The following is a 17,206-nucleotide window of genomic DNA, read 5'->3' as shown; positions in this document are numbered from 1 at the left end:
GCGCACCGCGGGCGACCGCGGACACCACCACGCGTGCGCCGGCGCGCCGCTCCGGCGGCGCGCCCACCCGTCCGATCCCGCCCGCGCCCGGTCATCTCCACACGCATGTCCGCGCGCGCGGGCGGGCGCGGTCACGGTTGATCCGGCCGGGTGACCACCACGAAGAGGGCCGGTAAGGCGTTGCGTGTGCGACGACTCCTAGCGGGGCCGGGCGGAGATCCCGGCCGGTCCCGTGATCATCGCCGCCCGACCGGCGGCCGTGCACGCGCGTGCGGAGACGGCGCGAATCGGACCTTGTTCGTGCGGACCGTGACCGGCCGTGCGCACACGGATGGCGTACCTTTGACCGGTACCTGCCCGAGGCGTGTTGGAGACAACTCTCACGTCGACCGGCGGGTCGTCCGCCCAGAAGTGGTTAAAATCGCCACTGACCAGCAAGGACGGGGTTCCTGGACGGTCCTGCGCACACGCGCGTCCTGCGGGCGACGTACCGTATGGCCGCGGGCTCAGGTACCGTGGAAGCCCTACGGACCGGTCTCTCCGCGGAGAGCCCGTTCCAGAACATGAACGCGTGTCAAGACTCTGGGGCCGTCGAGCCCCGTCGTTGAGGGGGTCGAGCCATGGGGCGCGGCCGGGCCAAGGCCAAGCAGACGAAGGTCGCCCGCCAGCTGAAGTACAACAGCGGTGGGACGGACCTCTCACGCCTGGCCGAGGAGCTGGGCGCATCGACGTCGAACCAGTCGCCGAACGGCGACCGCTTCGCGGACGATGAGCACGACGACGACCTGTACGCACGGTACGCCGACCTCTACGAGGACGACGACGAGGAAGAGGACGAGGACCCCTCGACTTCGCACCAGCGTCGCCGCGGCGCTTGACCTTGCATCGACCACTGCCCGGTCCGTGGGCTCACCACGGACCGGGTTCTGTGCTGTCCGCGGGTGCTCTGCGGCCGTACGGCCCGGCGACCGGTTTCCCGGCCACCGGTCCACAGGCCGGACGGCAGGTCAGACGGCGTAGTCACCCACGAGAGCCGCACCCGTGGCGTGCTCGCCACGTTCCGTGATCTCGCCCGCCACCCACGCCTCGACGCCTCGGTCGGCCAGGGTCGTCAGGGCCGCCTCGGTGGACTCGGCGGGCACGATCGCGATCATGCCCACGCCCATGTTGAGGGTCTTCTCCAGCTCCAGTCGTTCGACCTCGCCCGTCCGGCCGACCAGGTCGAAGACCGGGGCGGGGGTCCAGGTGGCGCGGTCGACCACGGCGTGCAGTCCGTCCGGGATCACCCGGGCGAGGTTGGCGGCGAGTCCGCCCCCGGTGACATGGCTGAAGGCGTGCACCTCGGTGGTGCGGGTGAGCGCCAGGCAGTCCAGCGAGTAGATCTTGGTCGGCTCCAGCAGCTCCTCGCCGAGGGTGCGGCCGAACTCCTCGATGTGCGCGTCCAGCGACAGGCCCGCCCGGTTCAGCAGCACGTGCCGCACCAGCGAGTACCCGTTGGAGTGAAGTCCGGAGGACGCCATGGCGATCACCGCGTCGCCCCGGCGGATCCGGTCCGCGCCGAGCAGCCGGTCGGCCTCCACGACGCCCGTACCGGCGCCGGCGACGTCGAAGTCGTCCTCGCCGAGCAGCCCGGGGTGTTCGGCCGTCTCACCGCCCACCAGGGCGCAGCCGGCCAGCACACAGCCTTCGGCGATGCCCTTGACGATGGCCGCGACCCGCTCGGGGTGGACCTTGCCGACGCAGATGTAGTCGGTCATGAACAGCGGCTCGGCGCCGCACACCACGATGTCGTCCATGACCATGGCGACCAGGTCGTGGCCGATGGTGTCGTACACGCCCAGCTGCCGGGCGATGTCGACCTTCGTGCCGACGCCGTCCGTGGCGGAGGCGAGCAGCGGGCGCTCGTAGCGCTTGAGGGCGGAGGCGTCGAAGAGACCGGCGAAACCGCCGAGGCCGCCGAGGACCTCGGGCCGCCGCGTCTTCTTCACCCACTCCTTCATCAGCTCCACCGCGCGGTCGCCCGCCTCGATGTCGACGCCGGCAGCCGCGTAGGAAGCACCGGACGCACCGGTCGCACCGGTGGTTGTCTCAGACATTGCCTGGGATCTTTCGGGTTGGGATTACGGGGCTGACGGGCGCCTACGGGCGCCGGATCGCGTCGGCCGCGGCCGTGGCGGCGGGGCCTGCGGCCAGCTCGGTCTCCAGCAGCTGCTTGCCCAGCAGCTCCGGGTCGGGCAGCTCCATCGGGTACTCACCGTCGAAGCAGGCGCGGCACAGGTTCGGCTTGGCGATGGTGGTCGCCTCGATCATGCCGTCGAGGGAGATGTACGCCAGCGAGTCGGCGCCCAGCGAGGTGCCGATCTCCTCGATGGTCATGCCGTTGGCGATCAGCTCGGCGCGGGTGGCGAAGTCGATGCCGAAGAAGCACGGCCACTTCACGGGCGGCGAGGAGATCCGGATGTGGACCTCGGCGGCGCCCGCTTCGCGCAGCATGCGGACCAGGGCGCGCTGGGTGTTGCCGCGCACGATCGAGTCGTCCACGACGACCAGGCGCTTGCCCTTGATGACTTCCTTCAGCGGGTTCAGCTTCAGGCGGATGCCCAGCTGGCGGATGGTCTGCGAGGGCTGGATGAAGGTCCGGCCGACGTAGGCGTTCTTCACCAGGCCGGCGCCGAAGGGGATGCCGGAGGCCTCCGCGTAGCCGATGGCGGCGGGGGTGCCGGACTCCGGCGTCGCTATCACCAGGTCGGCCTCGACCGGGGACTCCTGGGCGAGCCGGCGGCCCATCTCCACGCGGGAGAGGTACACGTTCCGGCCGGCGATGTCGGTGTCGGGGCGGGCCAGGTAGACGTACTCGAAGACACAGCCCTTGGGCTTCGCTTCCGCGAATCGGGAGGCGCGCAGGCCGTTCTCGTCGATGGCGACGAACTCGCCCGGCTCGATCTCCCGGACGAAGCTGGCGCCGGTGATGTCCAGCGCGGCCGTCTCGGAGGCGACGACCCAGCCGCGCTCCAGGCGGCCGAGGACCAGCGGGCGGATGCCCTGCGGGTCGCGGGCGGCGTACAGGGTGTGCTCGTCCATGAAGACGAGGGAGAAGGCGCCCTTGACCTGCGGGAGGACCTGGTGGGCGGCCTGCTCGATGGTCAGCGGCTTGCCGTCGTCGTCGACCTGGGCGGCCAGCAGGGCCGTGAGCAGGTCGGTGTCGTTGGTGGCGGCGACCCGGGTGGAGCGGCTGTTGTTGTCGTTCGGCAGGGCGGCGACCATCTCGGCGAGCTGCGCCGTGTTGACCAGGTTGCCGTTGTGGCCGAGAGCGATGGAGCCGTGCGCGGTGGCGCGGAAGGTGGGCTGGGCGTTCTCCCACACGGAGGCGCCGGTGGTCGAGTAGCGCGCGTGACCGACCGCGATGTGGCCCTGCAGGGAACCGAGCGAGGTCTCGTCGAAGACCTGGGAGACCAGGCCCATGTCCTTGAAGACGAGGATCTGGGAGCCGTTGCTGACCGCGATTCCCGCGGATTCCTGACCCCGATGCTGGAGGGCGTAGAGCCCGAAGTACGTGAGCTTGGCGACCTCTTCACCCGGAGCCCAGACACCGAAGACGCCGCAGGCGTCCTGAGGGCCCTTCTCACCGGGGAGCAGGTCGTGGTTGAGTCGTCCGTCACCACGTGGCACGCCACCGAGTGTAGGCGAGGTCGACCACTGGTCCGAATTGGGGATGGCCGGCGCCCGGCGATCACGGGTCCGCCACCGAGGCCGTTTCTTCGGTGTTCGCCCAGGTCAGAACGGTGTGGCGGAGGGGAGCGGCGGCGCGTGCCCCGAGGCGGCGCGAGGGCCTCTGTGCGGGCGGCCGCGCGTGAGGTGACGCACATTGTCCGGGCCGTACGGGTCCCTTCCGGCCCGGCTCGGGTGCGGCCGGCTCAGGTCCGGCAGGCTGAGGTCCGGCCCGGTCCAGGTCCGGCAGGCTGAGGTCCAGCCCGGTCCAGGTCCGGCAGGCTGAGGTCCGGCCCGGTCCAAGTTCGCCGGGCTCGGGTCCGGCCGGGTCCGTGTTCGGCTGGCTCAGGACCGGCCCGGCTCAGGCCTCAGGCCATCAGGGGCAGCAGCGCGTCGAGGTCGGCGCGCTCCCCGCTCGCGCTCACCTTCGCGTCCGCGACGGCCTCCCGCCACGCGATCCGCCCGGCGGCCAGCCGGATCCAGGTCAGCGGGTCGGTCTCGACGACGTTGGGCGGGGTGCCGCGGGTGTGCCGGGGGCCCTCCACGCACTGCACGACGGCGTACGGCGGGATCCGCACCTCGGTGGATCCGCCGGGTGCCTTGGCGGCCAGCGCGTCGGCCAGGAGCCGGGTGGCGGCCGCGAGGGCCTGCTTGTCCTGGGGGACGTCCAGGCCCGGCACGGCGGCGTTCAGGTCGTCGGTGTGGACGACCAGCTCCACGGTGCGGGTGACCAGGTAGTCCGCGAGCGGCAGGGCGCCGACGTTGGTGGCGAGCAGCCGGGTGCCGGGGTGGGCGTCGAGCTGCTCGGCCAGGCCCCGCTCCACCTCGGCGAGGTAGGCGTCGAGGTCGGGCTGCTCCGCGGCGAGCCGCCGGGTGAAGTCGTCGATGGCCGCGGAGTTGGCGGAGGTCGCGAAGGGCCAGTCGAGCAGCACGGCGTCCTGCCGGGCCGGCTCGGGAAGGGCCAGGGACCGCCCGACGGCCGTGGCCGCCATGCCGATGTGCGCGACCAGCTCCCGCACCGTCCAGCCCTCCAGACGCGTGGGCAGGGCCAGCTGCTCGGCGCTCAGCCCGCGCACGGCCGTACGGACGTGGCCGAGTTGAGCGAGGACGGCAGCACGGGTCCTGGCGGGATCGTAGGTCCGGGTGCGCTTCTTGGCCGGCATGGCGGTGAGCCTATGCCCTCCCGACGCGCCCGCTCAGCCCCTTTTCGATCAGGCGGCGTGAGCCGGGCATGCCGAGGACCCCGGCCGTCGCAGCGGCCGGGGTCCCGCGCCGTGCAGACCGCACGGCGCCGTGTGCCGGACCTACGCCAGCAGCGCCGGGATCGTGCCCTCGTGCGCCTCGCGCAGCTCGTCCAGGGACAGCTCGAACGCGCCCTGGACCTCGATCGTGTCGCCGTCGACGACGCCGATGCGGGTGGCGGGCAGGCCGCGGGCGCCGCACATGTCGGTGAAGCGCAGCTCCTCCGAGCGCGGCACGGCCACGATCGCGCGGCCGGCGGACTCCGAGAGCAGGAAGGTGAACGCGTCCAGGCCGTCGGGGACGACCAGGCGCGCGCCCTTGCCGCCCAGCAGCGCGGACTCCACCACGGCCTGGATCAGGCCGCCGTCGGACAGGTCGTGCGCGGAGTCGATCATGCCGTCGCGGGAGGCGGAGATCAGGATCTCGGCCAGCAGGCGCTCGCGCTCCAGGTCGACCTTCGGGGGCAGACCGCCCAGGTGGTCGTGGACCACCTGCGACCAGGCGGAGCCGCCGAACTCCTCGCGGGTGTCACCGAGGAGGTACAGCAGCTGGCCCTCCTCCTGGAAGGCGACCGGGGTGCGGCGGGCCACGTCGTCGATCACGCCGAGGACGGCGACCACCGGCGTCGGGTGGATGGCGGCCTCGCCGGTCTGGTTGTACAGCGAGACGTTGCCGCCGGTCACCGGCGTGCCCAGCTGCTGACAGCCGTCCGCGAGTCCGCGCACGGCCTCGGCGAACTGCCACATCACCGCCGGGTCCTCGGGCGAGCCGAAGTTCAGGCAGTCGGAGACCGCGAGCGGCTTGGCGCCCGTGGCGGCGACGTTGCGGTACGCCTCCGCCAGCGCCAGCTGCGCGCCCGTGTACGGGTCGAGCTTGGCGTAACGGCCGTTGCCGTCGGTGGCGATCGCCACGCCGAGGCCGGTCTCCTCGTCGATGCGGATCATGCCGGAGTCCTCCGGCATGGCCAGCACGGTGTTGCCCTGCACGAAGTGGTCGTACTGCTGGGTGATCCACTTCTTGGACGCCTGGTTCGGGGACGCCACCAGCTGCAGGACCTGCGCCTTCAGCTCCTCGGCGGTCCGCGGCCGGGGCAGCTTGTTCGCGTCGTCGGCCTGCAGGGCGTCCTGCCAGTCCGGGCGGGCGTAGGGGCGCTCGTAGACCGGGCCCTCGTGCGCGACCGTGCGCGGGTCCACGTCGACGATCTTCTCGCCGTGCCAGAAGATCTCCAGGCGGTCGCCGTCGGTCACCTCACCGATGACGGTGGCGATGACGTCCCACTTCGCGCAGATCTCCAGGAAGCGGTCCACCTTGTCCGGCTCGACGACCGCGCACATGCGTTCCTGCGACTCGCTCATGAGGATCTCCTCGGGCGAGAGCGTGGAGTCGCGCAGCGGAACGTCGTCCAGGGTGACGCGCATGCCGCCGGAGCCGTTGGAGGCCAGCTCGCTCGTCGCGCAGGACAGGCCCGCCGCGCCGAGGTCCTGGATGCCGACGACCAGCTTCTCCTTGAACGCCTCCAGGGTGCACTCGATGAGCAGCTTCTCCTGGAAGGGGTCGCCGACCTGGACGGCCGGGCGCTTGGAGGGCTTGGCGTCGTCGAAGGTCTCGGAGGCGAGGATGGAGGCGCCGCCGATGCCGTCGCCGCCGGTCCGGGCGCCGTACAGGATGACCTTGTTGCCCGCGCCGGACGCCTTGGCGAGGTGGATGTCCTCGTGCCGCATCACGCCGATGCAGCCGGCGTTGACCAGCGGGTTGCCCTGGTAGCAGGGGTCGAAGACGACCTCGCCGCCGATGTTGGGCAGGCCCAGGCAGTTGCCGTAGCCGCCGATGCCCGCGACCACGCCGGGCAGCACCCGCTTGGTGTCCGGGTGGTCCGCCGCGCCGAAGCGCAGGGGGTCCACCACGGCGACCGGGCGGGCGCCCATCGCGATGATGTCGCGCACGATGCCGCCGACGCCCGTGGCCGCGCCCTGGTAGGGCTCGACGTAGGACGGGTGGTTGTGCGACTCGACCTTGAAGGTGACGGCGTAGCCCTGGCCGACGTCCACGACACCGGCGTTCTCACCGATGCCGACGAGCAGCGCGTCGTTCTCCGGGGCCTTCTCACCGAACTGGCGCAGGTGGACCTTGGAGGACTTGTACGAGCAGTGCTCGGACCACATCACCGAGTACATGGCGAGCTCGGCGCCGGTGGGGCGGCGGCCCAGGATCTCGACGATCCGCTCGTACTCGTCCTTCTTCAGGCCGAGTTCGGCCCAGGGCAGCTCGACGTCGGGGGTCGCGGCCGCGTGTTCGACCGTGTCCAGAGGCGTCCTGCTCATGCGGTGACCAGCTTCTTGAGGATCGAGGTGAAGAAGGGGAGGCCGTCGGTGCGGCCGGTGCCGATCAGCGGCTCCACGGCGTGCTCCGGGTGCGGCATCAGGCCCACGACGTTGCCGGCCTCGTTGGTGATGCCGGCGATGTCGTTGAGCGAACCGTTCGGGTTGAGGTCCACGTAGCGGAACGCGACCCGGCCCTCGGCCTCCAGCTTGTCGAGGGTGTACCGGTCGGCCACGTAGCGGCCGTCCATGTTCTTCAGCGGGATGTGGATCTCCTGGCCGGCGGTGTAGTCGCCCGTCCAGGCCGTCTCCGCGTTCTCCACCCGCAGCTTCTGGTCGCGGCAGATGAAGTGGAGGTGGTCGTTGCCGAGCATGGCGCCGGGCAGCAGGTGGGCCTCGGTCAGGATCTGGAAGCCGTTGCAGATGCCGAGGACCGGCAGACCGGCCTTCGCCTGCTCGATGAGGGGCTCCATCACCGGCGAGAAGCGGGCGATGGCACCGGCCCGCAGGTAGTCGCCGTACGAGAAACCGCCGCACAGGACGACCGCGTCGACCTGGTGGAGGTCCTTGTCCTTGTGCCACAAGGCCACCGGTTCGCCGCCGGCGAGGCGGATCGCGCGCTGGGTGTCCCGGTCGTCGAGGCTGCCGGGGAAAGTGACGACGCCGATACGAGCGGTCACTTCGCCGCCTCCGCGGCTACGTCACCGGACTCGACCTTCACGGTGAAGTCCTCGATCACGGTGTTGGCGAGGAAGGATTCGGCAAGATCGTGAATGCGGGCGAGCGCGGCCTCGTCGACGGGCCCGTCCACTTCCAGTTCGAATCGCTTTCCCTGACGTACGTCGGAGATGCCGTCGAAACCCAGCCGCGGCAGTGCGCGCTGCACCGCCTGGCCCTGGGGGTCGAGGATCTCCGGCTTGAGCATGACGTCGACTACGACGCGTGCCACTGGCACTCCCGGTGTGTGGTGCTGAGCAGGTCCCTTCAGACTACCCGCACAAAATTTCTACGCGAGTAGACTGGTAGGAACGTACGTGACGCCGGTCACGATCCGGTACCGGCCGCGGGTCTTTGTGAAAAGTTCTGGGAAAGTCCGGCGTTCCGCACTGGACACCCGTTATTGCGGGGGGACACGCGGAGAGATTTAGCCGGGGCTTCACTTCGCATTGCCCGGCACTGTACAAATGAATTGGCGAGAGCCGATACTTTTCCCGATAACAGGCGAACAGCCGACATCTCCGCATGCTCCCCAGCTCATGGGCCGAGCACAGGCAGAGGTGTCGCACGAAGGGACCGATATTCGTGGCGCAGCGTGTCGTGGTCACTCTCTTTGACGACATCGACGGCTCGGAAGCGGCGGAGACGATCGCCTTCGGACTCGACGGCAAGTTCTACGAGATCGACCTGAACCAAGCCAATGCGAAGAAACTGCGTAAGGCGCTCGCGCCCTACGTGGAGGCGGGCCGCAAGCGCTCGCGCTCGGGCAAGGCCTACCGGCAGACGGAGGTCGCACCCGACCCCGCCGCCGTCCGGGCCTGGGCCCAGGCGAACAAGATGGACGTGCCGGCGCGCGGACGCATCCCGAAGAAGGTCTACGAGGCGTTCAGCGCGGCCCAGTGAGCGGCCCGGCGACCGGCCGGCCTCCGGGTGCGTGGCCGGGCCGCCCCGAGGGGTCCGCGACCGGACCTTCCCGAGCCCGGTGACCGGCTCCCGTCACCCCAGCGACCGGCTCCTCCGAGCCCGATGACCGTCTCCCCCGCCCCCGGCGAGCGTCTCGTGACCGGTCCCGCAGGTGTCCCCCAGGGGCCGTCAGCGGCCCCTGGGCACAACCGACTTGCGCTACCCCCCTGCTGATCAGCTAATGTCTGGAGCACGCCGAGGGGCGAGGCCGAAAGGCCGAGACCCACGGAGTACATGCGGGTGTAGTTCAGTAGTAGAACATCCCCCTTCCAGGGGGAAGGCGCAGTGTGCGATTCCTGTCACCCGCTCTGCACCGCCGGTCCCGACCACTGCTGTGGATCAGGTAGGCTGGTGCTCGCACCGATCGGTGGGAGCCGGTCGGAGGCAATGCGGACGTAGCTCAGTTGGTAGAGCGCAACCTTGCCAAGGTTGAGGTCGCGAGTTCGAGCCTCGTCGTCCGCTCGGAAGAAAAGGCCCCGGTCCTCTGGATCGGGGCCTTTCTCGTGTGCGCGTGTGCGGTGATCTCAAGTGGTCTCTCCGTGCGCGCCTCTTCCAAGTGAAGACACCGCGCACTGCTGCCGGTTCCGCGCGGACGGGACGCTGAGTCCATGGAACCCATGGAATCGGCAGAACACGCGCACGTGATAGAGGTCACTGACCTGCGCCGCGTGTATGGGGGCGATTCGAGGCCGTCCGCAGCCCGTTTCACGTGAAACGCGGCGAGATCTCCGCACTGCTGGGTACCAACGGCGCGGACTGGACGCCCGGTCGGCGTCGCTGGAGGAGGCGTTCCTCGGCGTCGCCCGCGAGACGTCCGCAGTGGGACGGGGTCGTCGCCGGTCTGGCCCTGCTGCCCGCGGCGATCAGCTTCCCGCTGCTGCTCGTCGTGTACGTCCCGCGCGACGGGGCAGCAAGGCGCCCGCGAGGATCTCCGCATCGCGCGGTTCACCGGTGCGCAGGCGTTCGGGGACGAGTTGCTCGCGGCGGGTGACGAACACCCCCACGAATCACGGCCGTCGTGCAGTCGCTGATCCTGGTGGCCGCCTGCACGGCGTTGCTCCATGCGCCCGGTGCAGTGGGGGCGGTGGGAGCGGCCCGAGGCCGTGGAGCAGATGATCGACGTCGCGGCGCTGGACCTGCACATGCCGGGCGCGGACAGTGTGAAGGTCGCCACATGCCTGCGGGCCGAGCTGCCCGGCTGCAAGGTGCTGATCGTGACCGTCACGGGCGGCCCGGCCACCTGAAACGCGCGCTCGCGGCGGGCGTGCGCGGGTTCGTCCCGGCAACCGTCAGCGCCCAGCGGCTCGCCGAGATCATCCGCACGGCGCACGCCGGAAACCTCCCCCACGCCTCAAAGGCGCGGGGAGATCCCCATCGTCGACCCGGAGTTGGCCGCCGACGCGATCTCCGCCGGGGACTCGCCGCTGACCGCTCGGGAGACCGAGGTGCTGGAACCGGCCGGCGACAGGGCGCCGGTCGCGGAGATCGCCGAGCGGGCGGCGCTGCCCCCCGGGGACGGTGCGGAACTACCTGTCGTCGGCGGTGACCAAGCCGACGGCGGAGAACCGGCATGCGGCGGTGCGTCTCGCACGCCGGCAAGGTTGGGTATAGTTGCTCTCGCGCCAGCGCGCCACGCGGACGTAGCTCAGTTGGTAGAGCGCAACCTTGCCAAGGTTGAGGTCGCGAGTTCGAGCCTCGTCGTCCGCTCCAGCACGAAGCCTCCGGTCCTTTCGGCCGGGGGCTTCGTCGTGCTCGGTGGCGGCTACGCCCAGCTGGTGCCGGTGAGCCGCTCGTACGCCTCGACGTACTTGGCGCGGGTCGCCTCCACCACCTGCTCCGGCAGCGGCGGCGGGGGCTGCTCGCCGGTCCGGTCCCAGCCGGACTCGGCGGAGGTCAGCCAGTCGCGGACGTACTGCTTGTCGTACGAGGGCTGCGGGCGGCCCGGCTGCCAGGTGTCGGCCGGCCAGAAGCGGGAGGAGTCCGGGGTGAGCACCTCGTCGGCCAGCACCAGGCGGTCCCCGTCGAAGCCGAACTCGAACTTGGTGTCGGCGAGGATGATCCCGCGCTCGCGGGCGATGTCCCGGGCCCGGCCGTAGACGGCGAGGGTGAGCTGGCGCAGCTGGGCCGCCGTCTCGGCGCCGACCTGCCGGGCCACCTCCTCGTAGGAGACGTTCTCGTCGTGCTCGCCGACCTCGGCCTTGGTGGCCGGGGTGAAGATCGGGCCGGGCAGTTCGGAGCCGTCGACCAGGCCCTCGGGCAGGGCCAGACCACAGACCGTGCGGGAGGCGTTGTACTCGGCCAGGCCGGAGCCGGTGAGGTAGCCGCGCGCCACGCACTCCACGGGGACCATGCGCAGCGACTTGCACACCAGGGTGCGGCCGGCCCAGTGGGCCGGGGCGCCCTCGGGCACCTCGGTGCTGATGACGTGGTTGGGGACCAGGTCGGCCAGGCGGTCGAACCACCACAGGGACAGCTGCGTGAGGATCCGCCCCTTGTCGGGGATCTCCGTGGGCAGCACCCAGTCGTAGGCGGACATACGGTCGCTGGCGACCATCACGAGGTCGCCCGCCTCGTTCTGGTACAGCTCGCGCACCTTGCCGGTGTGGAGGTGCACCAGGCCCGGAACCTGGATCGGTTCGGGCTTTTCGACGAATCCGGACACGGTTCCTCCCCGTGGTTCTGTCCAATGGTTCGATTCTCCCGTATCGGACCAAGGCGGCGGACAGCGGGTGGCCGGGGAACCCGGACGGTGGCCGGCCGGGGGTCAGTCCCGCTTGCAGATGCGGTCCAGGAGGTTGGCCGTGGCCCGCTGGATACGGGGGTCCACATGGCCGGGGCGGTCCAGCGCCGGAGACCAGGCGAACGTCCCCGAGGCGAACACCAGGGCGCCGGACGGGGCCCGGTACAGGGACGTCTCCTGGTGGCGCAGCACCCCGTCCACGTCGGTGTACGGGGAGTGGGCGAGCAGGATGCGGTCCTGGTGGTCGGGCAGCGGGGTGCGCGGGAAGTAGCGGTCGGCCTCGCCGGCGACCAGACCCTCGATGCCGTCGCCGTCCTCGGCGCCGGTCGCCTCCCACAGCCAGTGGTCGGCGTTGCGGACGATCAGCGGGTGCGGCTCGGGCACCCGGCCCGCGTACTGGATGCCGATCAGCTGCTGCTCGGGGCGGTCGATCTCCCGCCACAGCACGGGCCTTCCCGGGCCCTTGCGCTTGCGGCAGGTCAGCAGCCGGTCGGGGACACCGGAGGGAGAGGGGCCCAGTTCCACCTGCCAGTACATGGTGTTGGCGGACAGGAAGACCAGGGACGTGCCGTGCTCGCGGGCCAGCTCGACCGTACGGCGCATGGGGATCGACCAGTACTCGTCGTGGCCGGGGAAGACCAGGCCCCGGTAGCGGGTGGGGTCGACGCGGCCGGCGTGCAGGTCGCGGGCGTCGGCGTAGGCGAGGTCGTAGCCGTAGCGCTCGGCCCAGCGGATGAAGTCGTAGGCGTGGCCGACGTGCAGCGGCAGACCGGCGCCCGCGTACGGGCGGTCGAAGGAGACCGTGGTCGCCGCGTCGGCCTCGCCGAGCAGGCGGCCGTCCTCGTCCCAGGCGTGGTAGAGGCTGGCGCCGGTGCGGCCGTCCTCCGGGAAGAGGTTGTACGCCTGCCAGGTGACGTCGGGCAGGAGCAGGAGGAGGTCCGCCGGGCGGCTGTCGCGGACGGTGAACGGGATGTGGGAGCGGTAGCCGTCGGCGGTGGTCAGGACGGCCACGTAGGCGCCGACGCTCCAGTACGAGGGGATCGGCAGCCGCCAGGACAGCCACCAGTGGTGGCAGGAGACCGTGCGGTCGGCGGTCAGCGGGGCGGGCTGGACGATGCCGGACAGCCGCGGGCTGGAGGTCATCTTGGCGGCGCCGACGCCGTTGTAGTGCCCGATGCGGTACACGTCCACGCTGAACTGCTGCGGCGGGTCCACGGTGATGTGGAAGTCGATGGCCTCGCCGGGGGCGACACCGCCGGTGGAGGCGAAGCCCTTGATCTGGCAGTGCACGTCGTCGGCCGAGCGTGGGCCGCCGTCGGAGGCGCGCGGGGCCGGGACGCGGGGTGCCGTCGCGGTCGCCGTCGCCGCGGTGGCCGCGGCGCCGGCCGCGGGCTGCGGGTCGACGTACCAGGGCACGACGTGCCCGGTGTCGTCGAAGTACGTCTCGCTGCCGCGCAGCCAGGGCAGCGGTCCCTGGCCGAAGGGGTCCGTCACCGCGTGCGCGAGGGCGCCTGACTCCCAGCGGCGGATGCGCTCCGATCCCATGGCCGTTCCCCTCCCTCGTTCCCCCCGTGGCCGATGCTGTGGCGTATGTCGCGTGCCCTTGCCAGATGCGCGGTCGATCCCAGCACATCACATAACGCGCGCATGCTGTCACTGGTCGTTGTGAATTGACCGAAAGTGGAAGCCGACAGTCCGCTCCGCCGGTCGTGGGCGCCGCGTACGCCCAGGTCAGACCAGCCGCACCGGCTTTTCCGGACGTATGCCCGAATCGACCAGCCAGGTCCGCAGCGGGACCGGATCGCCGTCCTCGACCAGGGCGCGGACCCTGGGGGCGAGGTCCGCGGCTCTCTCGCCGTTGATCAGCAGGGCCGGGCCGTCGAGCCAGTCCAGGGCCGGAGCGGCTCCTATGGTGTCCATCGCGGCGCAGCACACCATCGCGGTGACGTGCTCGGCCAGGAGGTCCCGGCCGGTGCGCGGTGGCTGGATCGGGAGCAGCGGCAGCGCGCCCTCGTCCCAGGGGAGCGCACCGGGGGCCTGGCCGGGACCGGCCGCGGGCGGGGTCCGGGCGGGCGGCGCGGCCGCCTCCTCGCGGGCCAGCTCGGCACTGAGTCCCGCCGCGAGAGCGGCGCACCGCTCGTTCCCGAGACCGGCGAGATCGTCGTCGTCGCCGTCCTCCTGCGGGGGGAGGTCCCCGGGCTCCGTGCCACTGCGCTCCGGGGATGGGCCCTGGGGCAGGTTCCGGGGCAGGTCCTGGGGCGAGGGGGGCCGCTCGGGTGGGGGCGGAGGAGCGGACAGGTGGTCCAGAACGCGGGCCAGTGTCGGGCCGTGCGGGTCCGGGGCCGCTCGCCCCGGGGAACGGCGGACGCCGAGGGTGTCCAGGACGCGGTGGAGGCGGGCGGCGGCGGGGCGCCACTTGCGGTCGACGACCTCCTCCGGGTACTCCTGCCAGTCCACCGGGGACCAGTGCGGGCCCTGCCCCGCCGGGCCGCCGTGGAAGAGCCGCGCGGCCAGCAGCGAGGTGGCCTCGTCCACCGCGCCGGGCTCCTCCAGCAGATCGCAGGCGGGACGCTCGCCGAGCCGGGAGGTGAAGCCCTCGGCCAGCCGGTCACGGCGGGAGAGTTCGGTGAGGGCCGCGACGACGCCCGCGTCCAGCCGGGAGGGCCAGCGGCCCATGCGCCAGGCGGGCAGCGCCACCCGGGTCAGCAGCCGGTCCCAGCCGGCGTACGCCAGGCCCACCTGCTCCTGGGCGACGATCCTCAGGCCGTAGTCCACAGCCTGTGCGCGCTCCGCCGCCGCGGCCGCCACCGCCCGCTCCATCGCCGCCGCGTCGGCGCAGCAGCCGCGCAGCAGCAGCCGGGCCACCCAGGCGACGGCCGCGCAGACCGCGCCGGTCAGGGGGCGGCGGGGTGCCGAGGCGACGGCCACCGCCGCGTCCAGCCCCCGCACGAAGCGGCGGGCCGCGGCTATGTCCGGGTGCGCCGAGGGTGCCGTACCGGCGACGACCGGGGCGAGGACGGCGCGCAGTTCACCGACGCGCATCCACCACAGGAACGGGGAGCCTATGACCAGGACGGGCGCCACCGGCGCACGGCGTGAGCGCGCCGGGGACCGGCCGCGCAGCCCGTCGGGCTCGTCCCGGTCCTCCCGCGGGGGCGGCCCGTGGGCCGGATGGGTGCGGTCCTCCAGCCAGCTGTCGCAGTCCGGGGTGAGCGCTATGGCGGACGGGGCCGGCACGTCGAGGCGGTCGGCCAGGTCGCGCACCAGGCGGTACAGGTCCGGCGCGGACTCCTCGGCGATCGGGACCGTGGGGGTCACGGCCGGGCGGGCACGGGCGACCACCAGCCCCACGCCGGCGGCGGCGAGCAGGACGACGACCGCCACGGCGCCCACCGCCCAGCGGGCGACGTCCCAGCCCGGGCCGAGGAGGTGGCCGGTGGGGAGCCCGGCGAGCAGGATCACGGCGAAGGCGGCGGGCAGCAGCGCCACGGCCAGCGCCCGGCTGCGCACGCGCAGCACGGCCAGGGCGCGGGAACGCGCGGCCTGGACACCGATCTCCACCCCGATCCCGGTCACGACCGGACGTCACCCCCTCCCGACTGTCCTGACTGCCCTGTGATGCTCATTCCCCCACTGTGGCACCCGTCACTGACATCGCAATGCCAGTGGGCCAAGTGCCGGAACGCCTGCGCCGCACCCTAGTTGGGGCCTCGGCCCGCGTCATCCGTATGGGCCGTTGGTCACTCGATGGAATGGCTTTGGTCAGAGGTGGGTGACAGACCGCAACGGTCAGGCCCTGGCTCGCGCACAGGGCCTGACCGTCGGAAAGTGCAGGGGAAAAGCAGGTCGGAGGGGGAGCGTGGGGGCCTGGGGCCGAAGGGACGGTACCGGCCGTCGTCAGGCGCCCGCCGCGGCCTTCGCCGCGATGTCCGTACGGTGCTGGGAGCCCTCGAGACGGATCCGCCCCACGGCGGTGTAGGCGCGTTCGCGGGCCTCGGTCAGGTCCTTGCCGGTCGCGGTGACCGACAGCACACGGCCGCCCGCGCTCACCACGCTGTCGCCCTCGCGCCGGGTGCCCGCGTGCAGCACGTAGGCGTGCGGGGCGTCCTGGGCGGCCACCTCGTCCAGGCCGGTGATCGGGTCGCCGGTGCGCGGGGTGCCGGGGTAGTTGTGCGAGGCGACGACCACGGTGACGGCCGCCTCGTCGCTCCAGCGCAGGGGCTCCAGATCGGCGAGGTGGCCCGTCGCCGCGGCCATCAGGACTCCGGCCAGCGGGGTCTGCAGACGGGCCAGGACCACCTGGGTCTCGGGGTCGCCGAAACGGGCGTTGAACTCGATCACGCGCACGCCGCGGCCGGTGATCGCCAGACCGGCGTAGAGCAGCCCGGAGAACGGGGTGCCCCGGCGGCGCATCTCGTCGACCGTCGGCTGCAGCACGGTCCGCAGCACCTCGTCCACCAGTTGGGGGTCGGCCCAGGGCAGCGGCGAGTAGGCGCCCATGCCGCCGGTGTTGGGGCCCGCGTCGCCGTCCAGGGCCCGCTTGAAGTCCTGGGCGGGCGTCAGCGGCAGCACCGTCTCGCCGTCGGTGACGGCGAACAGGGACACCTCGGGGCCGTCCAGGTACTCCTCGATCACGACCCGCTCGCAGGCCGCCGCGTGCGCCTTCGCCACCTCGACGTCGTCGGTGACCACGACGCCCTTTCCGGCGGCGAGACCGTCGTCCTTGACCACGTAGGGGGCACCGAAGGCGGCGAGGGCCTCGGCGACCTCCTCGGCGCCCGTGCAGACGTAGGACCGGGCGGTGGGCACGCCGGCGCGCGCCATCACGTCCTTGGCGAAGGCCTTCGACCCTTCGATCCGCGCGGCCTCCTTGGAGGGCCCGAAGACCGGGATGCCCGCCTCGCGCACGGCGTCGGCGACCCCGGCGACCAGCGGGGCCTCCGGGCCGACGACCACGAGGTCGGCGCCGAGCTTCGTGGCCAGCGCGGAGACGGCCGCACCGTCGACGGCGTCGACCTGGTGCAGCTCGGCGACCTCGGCGATGCCGGCGTTGCCGGGCGCGCAGTGCAGCGCGGTGACGTCGGGGTCGAGGGACAGGGAACGGCACAGGGCGTGCTCGCGGGCGCCGCTACCGATGACGAGGACCTTCACGGGGCCAGCCTAACGGCAGCGGGGACGGCGCTTTGTACGGGCCGCCGAAGGAGCGGAGCGGGTGGTCTTCGTACGTTCCTCCGAAGCCGGACCGCTCGCCGCCGCGTCACCGCTGTCGCCGTACGGGCGTCGCCGCGGTGCTTCCTTCGCCGCCGCTGCTTCCTGTTGCTTCCTTCGCCGCCGCTGCTTCCTCGCCGCCGTTACTGCCCTTGCCTCCGTGCTGGTTGCCTGGTTGCCGGTGCTGCCGCTACTCCGTGGTGTACTCCTCCACCACGGTCGCCCCCAGCTCCCGCACGATCAGTTCCTGGCCGGACAGGGCCGATTCGTCGAGGTCGGGATCGTCGTCCTCCGGGATGTCGTCCTCGGG

At 72.0% G+C, this 17,206-nt stretch carries 12 protein-coding genes, 3 tRNA genes and 3 pseudogenes; 7 read left to right on the top strand and 11 right to left on the bottom strand.

Features of this window, described 5'->3' with window-relative positions; genetic code table 11:
• Window positions 1–620 precede the first annotated feature (620 nt).
• On the top strand, window positions 621–878 hold the full coding sequence (locus tag GV126_RS18695) for a DUF3073 domain-containing protein (protein WP_028421378.1): 258 nt from the start codon (window positions 621–623) through the stop codon (window positions 876–878).
• Between the two features lie 129 nt (window positions 879–1,007).
• Here the strand turns inward: GV126_RS18695 and purM are convergent, their stop codons facing one another.
• From purM to purS, 6 genes are all read right to left on the bottom strand, one after another.
• Window positions 1,008–2,096: a phosphoribosylformylglycinamidine cyclo-ligase gene (purM, locus tag GV126_RS18690; protein ID WP_159668145.1), complete on the bottom strand. Its 1,089-nt coding sequence runs from the start codon at window positions 2,094–2,096 to the stop codon at window positions 1,008–1,010.
• 43 nt (window positions 2,097–2,139) lie between these two features.
• Entirely contained in the window at window positions 2,140–3,669 is a 1,530-nt protein-coding gene (gene purF / locus GV126_RS18685; RefSeq protein ID WP_028421376.1) for an amidophosphoribosyltransferase, read from the bottom strand.
• A gap of 407 nt (window positions 3,670–4,076) precedes the next feature.
• On the bottom strand, window positions 4,077–4,871 hold the full coding sequence (locus tag GV126_RS18680; protein WP_159668142.1) for a maleylpyruvate isomerase family mycothiol-dependent enzyme: 795 nt from the start codon (window positions 4,869–4,871) through the stop codon (window positions 4,077–4,079).
• Window positions 4,872–5,012: 141 nt separating this feature from the next.
• Window positions 5,013–7,271: a phosphoribosylformylglycinamidine synthase subunit PurL gene (purL, locus tag GV126_RS18675; protein ID WP_159668139.1), complete on the bottom strand. Its 2,259-nt coding sequence runs from the start codon at window positions 7,269–7,271 to the stop codon at window positions 5,013–5,015.
• Window positions 7,268–7,948: a phosphoribosylformylglycinamidine synthase subunit PurQ gene (gene purQ, locus GV126_RS18670; RefSeq protein ID WP_159668136.1), complete on the bottom strand. Its 681-nt coding sequence runs from the start codon at window positions 7,946–7,948 to the stop codon at window positions 7,268–7,270. The genes purL and purQ overlap by 4 nt, the downstream gene beginning before the upstream one ends.
• Window positions 7,945–8,217 carry a phosphoribosylformylglycinamidine synthase subunit PurS gene (purS, locus tag GV126_RS18665; RefSeq protein WP_159668133.1) on the bottom strand — a complete coding sequence of 91 codons (273 nt, stop codon included), beginning with the start codon at window positions 8,215–8,217 and terminating at the stop codon, window positions 7,945–7,947. The genes purQ and purS overlap by 4 nt, the downstream gene beginning before the upstream one ends.
• A 353-nt stretch (window positions 8,218–8,570) precedes the next feature.
• Between purS and GV126_RS18660 the strand changes: the two genes are divergently transcribed.
• The 4 genes and pseudogenes from GV126_RS18660 to GV126_RS36565 all read left to right on the top strand — a co-directional run.
• Window positions 8,571–8,888, top strand: coding sequence for a histone-like nucleoid-structuring protein Lsr2 (locus tag GV126_RS18660; RefSeq protein WP_028421372.1), 318 nt, complete (start codon window positions 8,571–8,573; stop codon window positions 8,886–8,888).
• 296 nt (window positions 8,889–9,184) lie between these two features.
• A tRNA-Gly gene (locus tag GV126_RS18655) sits at window positions 9,185–9,256 on the top strand.
• An 81-nt stretch (window positions 9,257–9,337) separates the two neighbouring features.
• A tRNA-Gly gene (locus tag GV126_RS18650) sits at window positions 9,338–9,410 on the top strand.
• A 155-nt stretch (window positions 9,411–9,565) separates the two neighbouring features.
• Window positions 9,566–9,711 (top strand): annotated as a pseudogene (locus GV126_RS36565) (ABC transporter ATP-binding protein); the annotation flags it as partial.
• Window positions 9,712–9,853: 142 nt separating this feature from the next.
• Here GV126_RS36565 and GV126_RS36560 read toward each other — a convergent pair.
• Window positions 9,854–9,952 (bottom strand): annotated as a pseudogene (locus GV126_RS36560) (ABC transporter permease); the annotation flags it as partial.
• A 114-nt stretch (window positions 9,953–10,066) separates the two neighbouring features.
• Between GV126_RS36560 and GV126_RS18635 the strand changes: the two are divergent.
• Both GV126_RS18635 and GV126_RS18630 read left to right on the top strand, forming a co-directional pair.
• Window positions 10,067–10,559, top strand: a pseudogene (locus GV126_RS18635) (response regulator); the annotation flags it as partial.
• Window positions 10,560–10,582: 23 nt separating this feature from the next.
• Window positions 10,583–10,658 (top strand) — tRNA-Gly (locus GV126_RS18630).
• A gap of 52 nt (window positions 10,659–10,710) precedes the next feature.
• Here the strand turns inward: GV126_RS18630 and GV126_RS18625 are convergent.
• From GV126_RS18625 to purD, 4 genes are all read right to left on the bottom strand, one after another.
• Entirely contained in the window at window positions 10,711–11,610 is a 900-nt protein-coding gene (locus GV126_RS18625; RefSeq protein ID WP_159668130.1) for a phosphoribosylaminoimidazolesuccinocarboxamide synthase, read from the bottom strand.
• Between the two features lie 102 nt (window positions 11,611–11,712).
• Window positions 11,713–13,233 carry a N,N-dimethylformamidase beta subunit family domain-containing protein gene (locus tag GV126_RS18620; RefSeq protein ID WP_159668127.1) on the bottom strand — a complete coding sequence of 507 codons (1,521 nt, stop codon included), beginning with the start codon at window positions 13,231–13,233 and terminating at the stop codon, window positions 11,713–11,715.
• A 186-nt stretch (window positions 13,234–13,419) separates the two neighbouring features.
• The gene (locus tag GV126_RS18615) at window positions 13,420–15,264 is read right to left on the bottom strand and encodes a hypothetical protein (RefSeq protein WP_159668124.1); all 1,845 of its coding nucleotides are present in this window, start codon (window positions 15,262–15,264) and stop codon (window positions 13,420–13,422) included.
• A gap of 321 nt (window positions 15,265–15,585) precedes the next feature.
• Window positions 15,586–16,839, bottom strand: a complete 1,254-nt coding sequence (purD, locus tag GV126_RS18610; protein ID WP_159668121.1) for a phosphoribosylamine--glycine ligase — start codon at window positions 16,837–16,839, stop codon at window positions 15,586–15,588.
• Window positions 16,840–17,206 lie beyond the last annotated feature (367 nt).

Origin of the sequence: Streptomyces mexicanus, from assembly GCF_902506575.1 — a bacterium.
GTDB lineage: Bacteria > Actinomycetota > Actinomycetes > Streptomycetales > Streptomycetaceae > Streptomyces > Streptomyces mexicanus.
The sequence above is the reverse complement of the archived record's forward strand: the minus strand, read 5'-3'. Positions and strand labels throughout refer to the sequence as shown.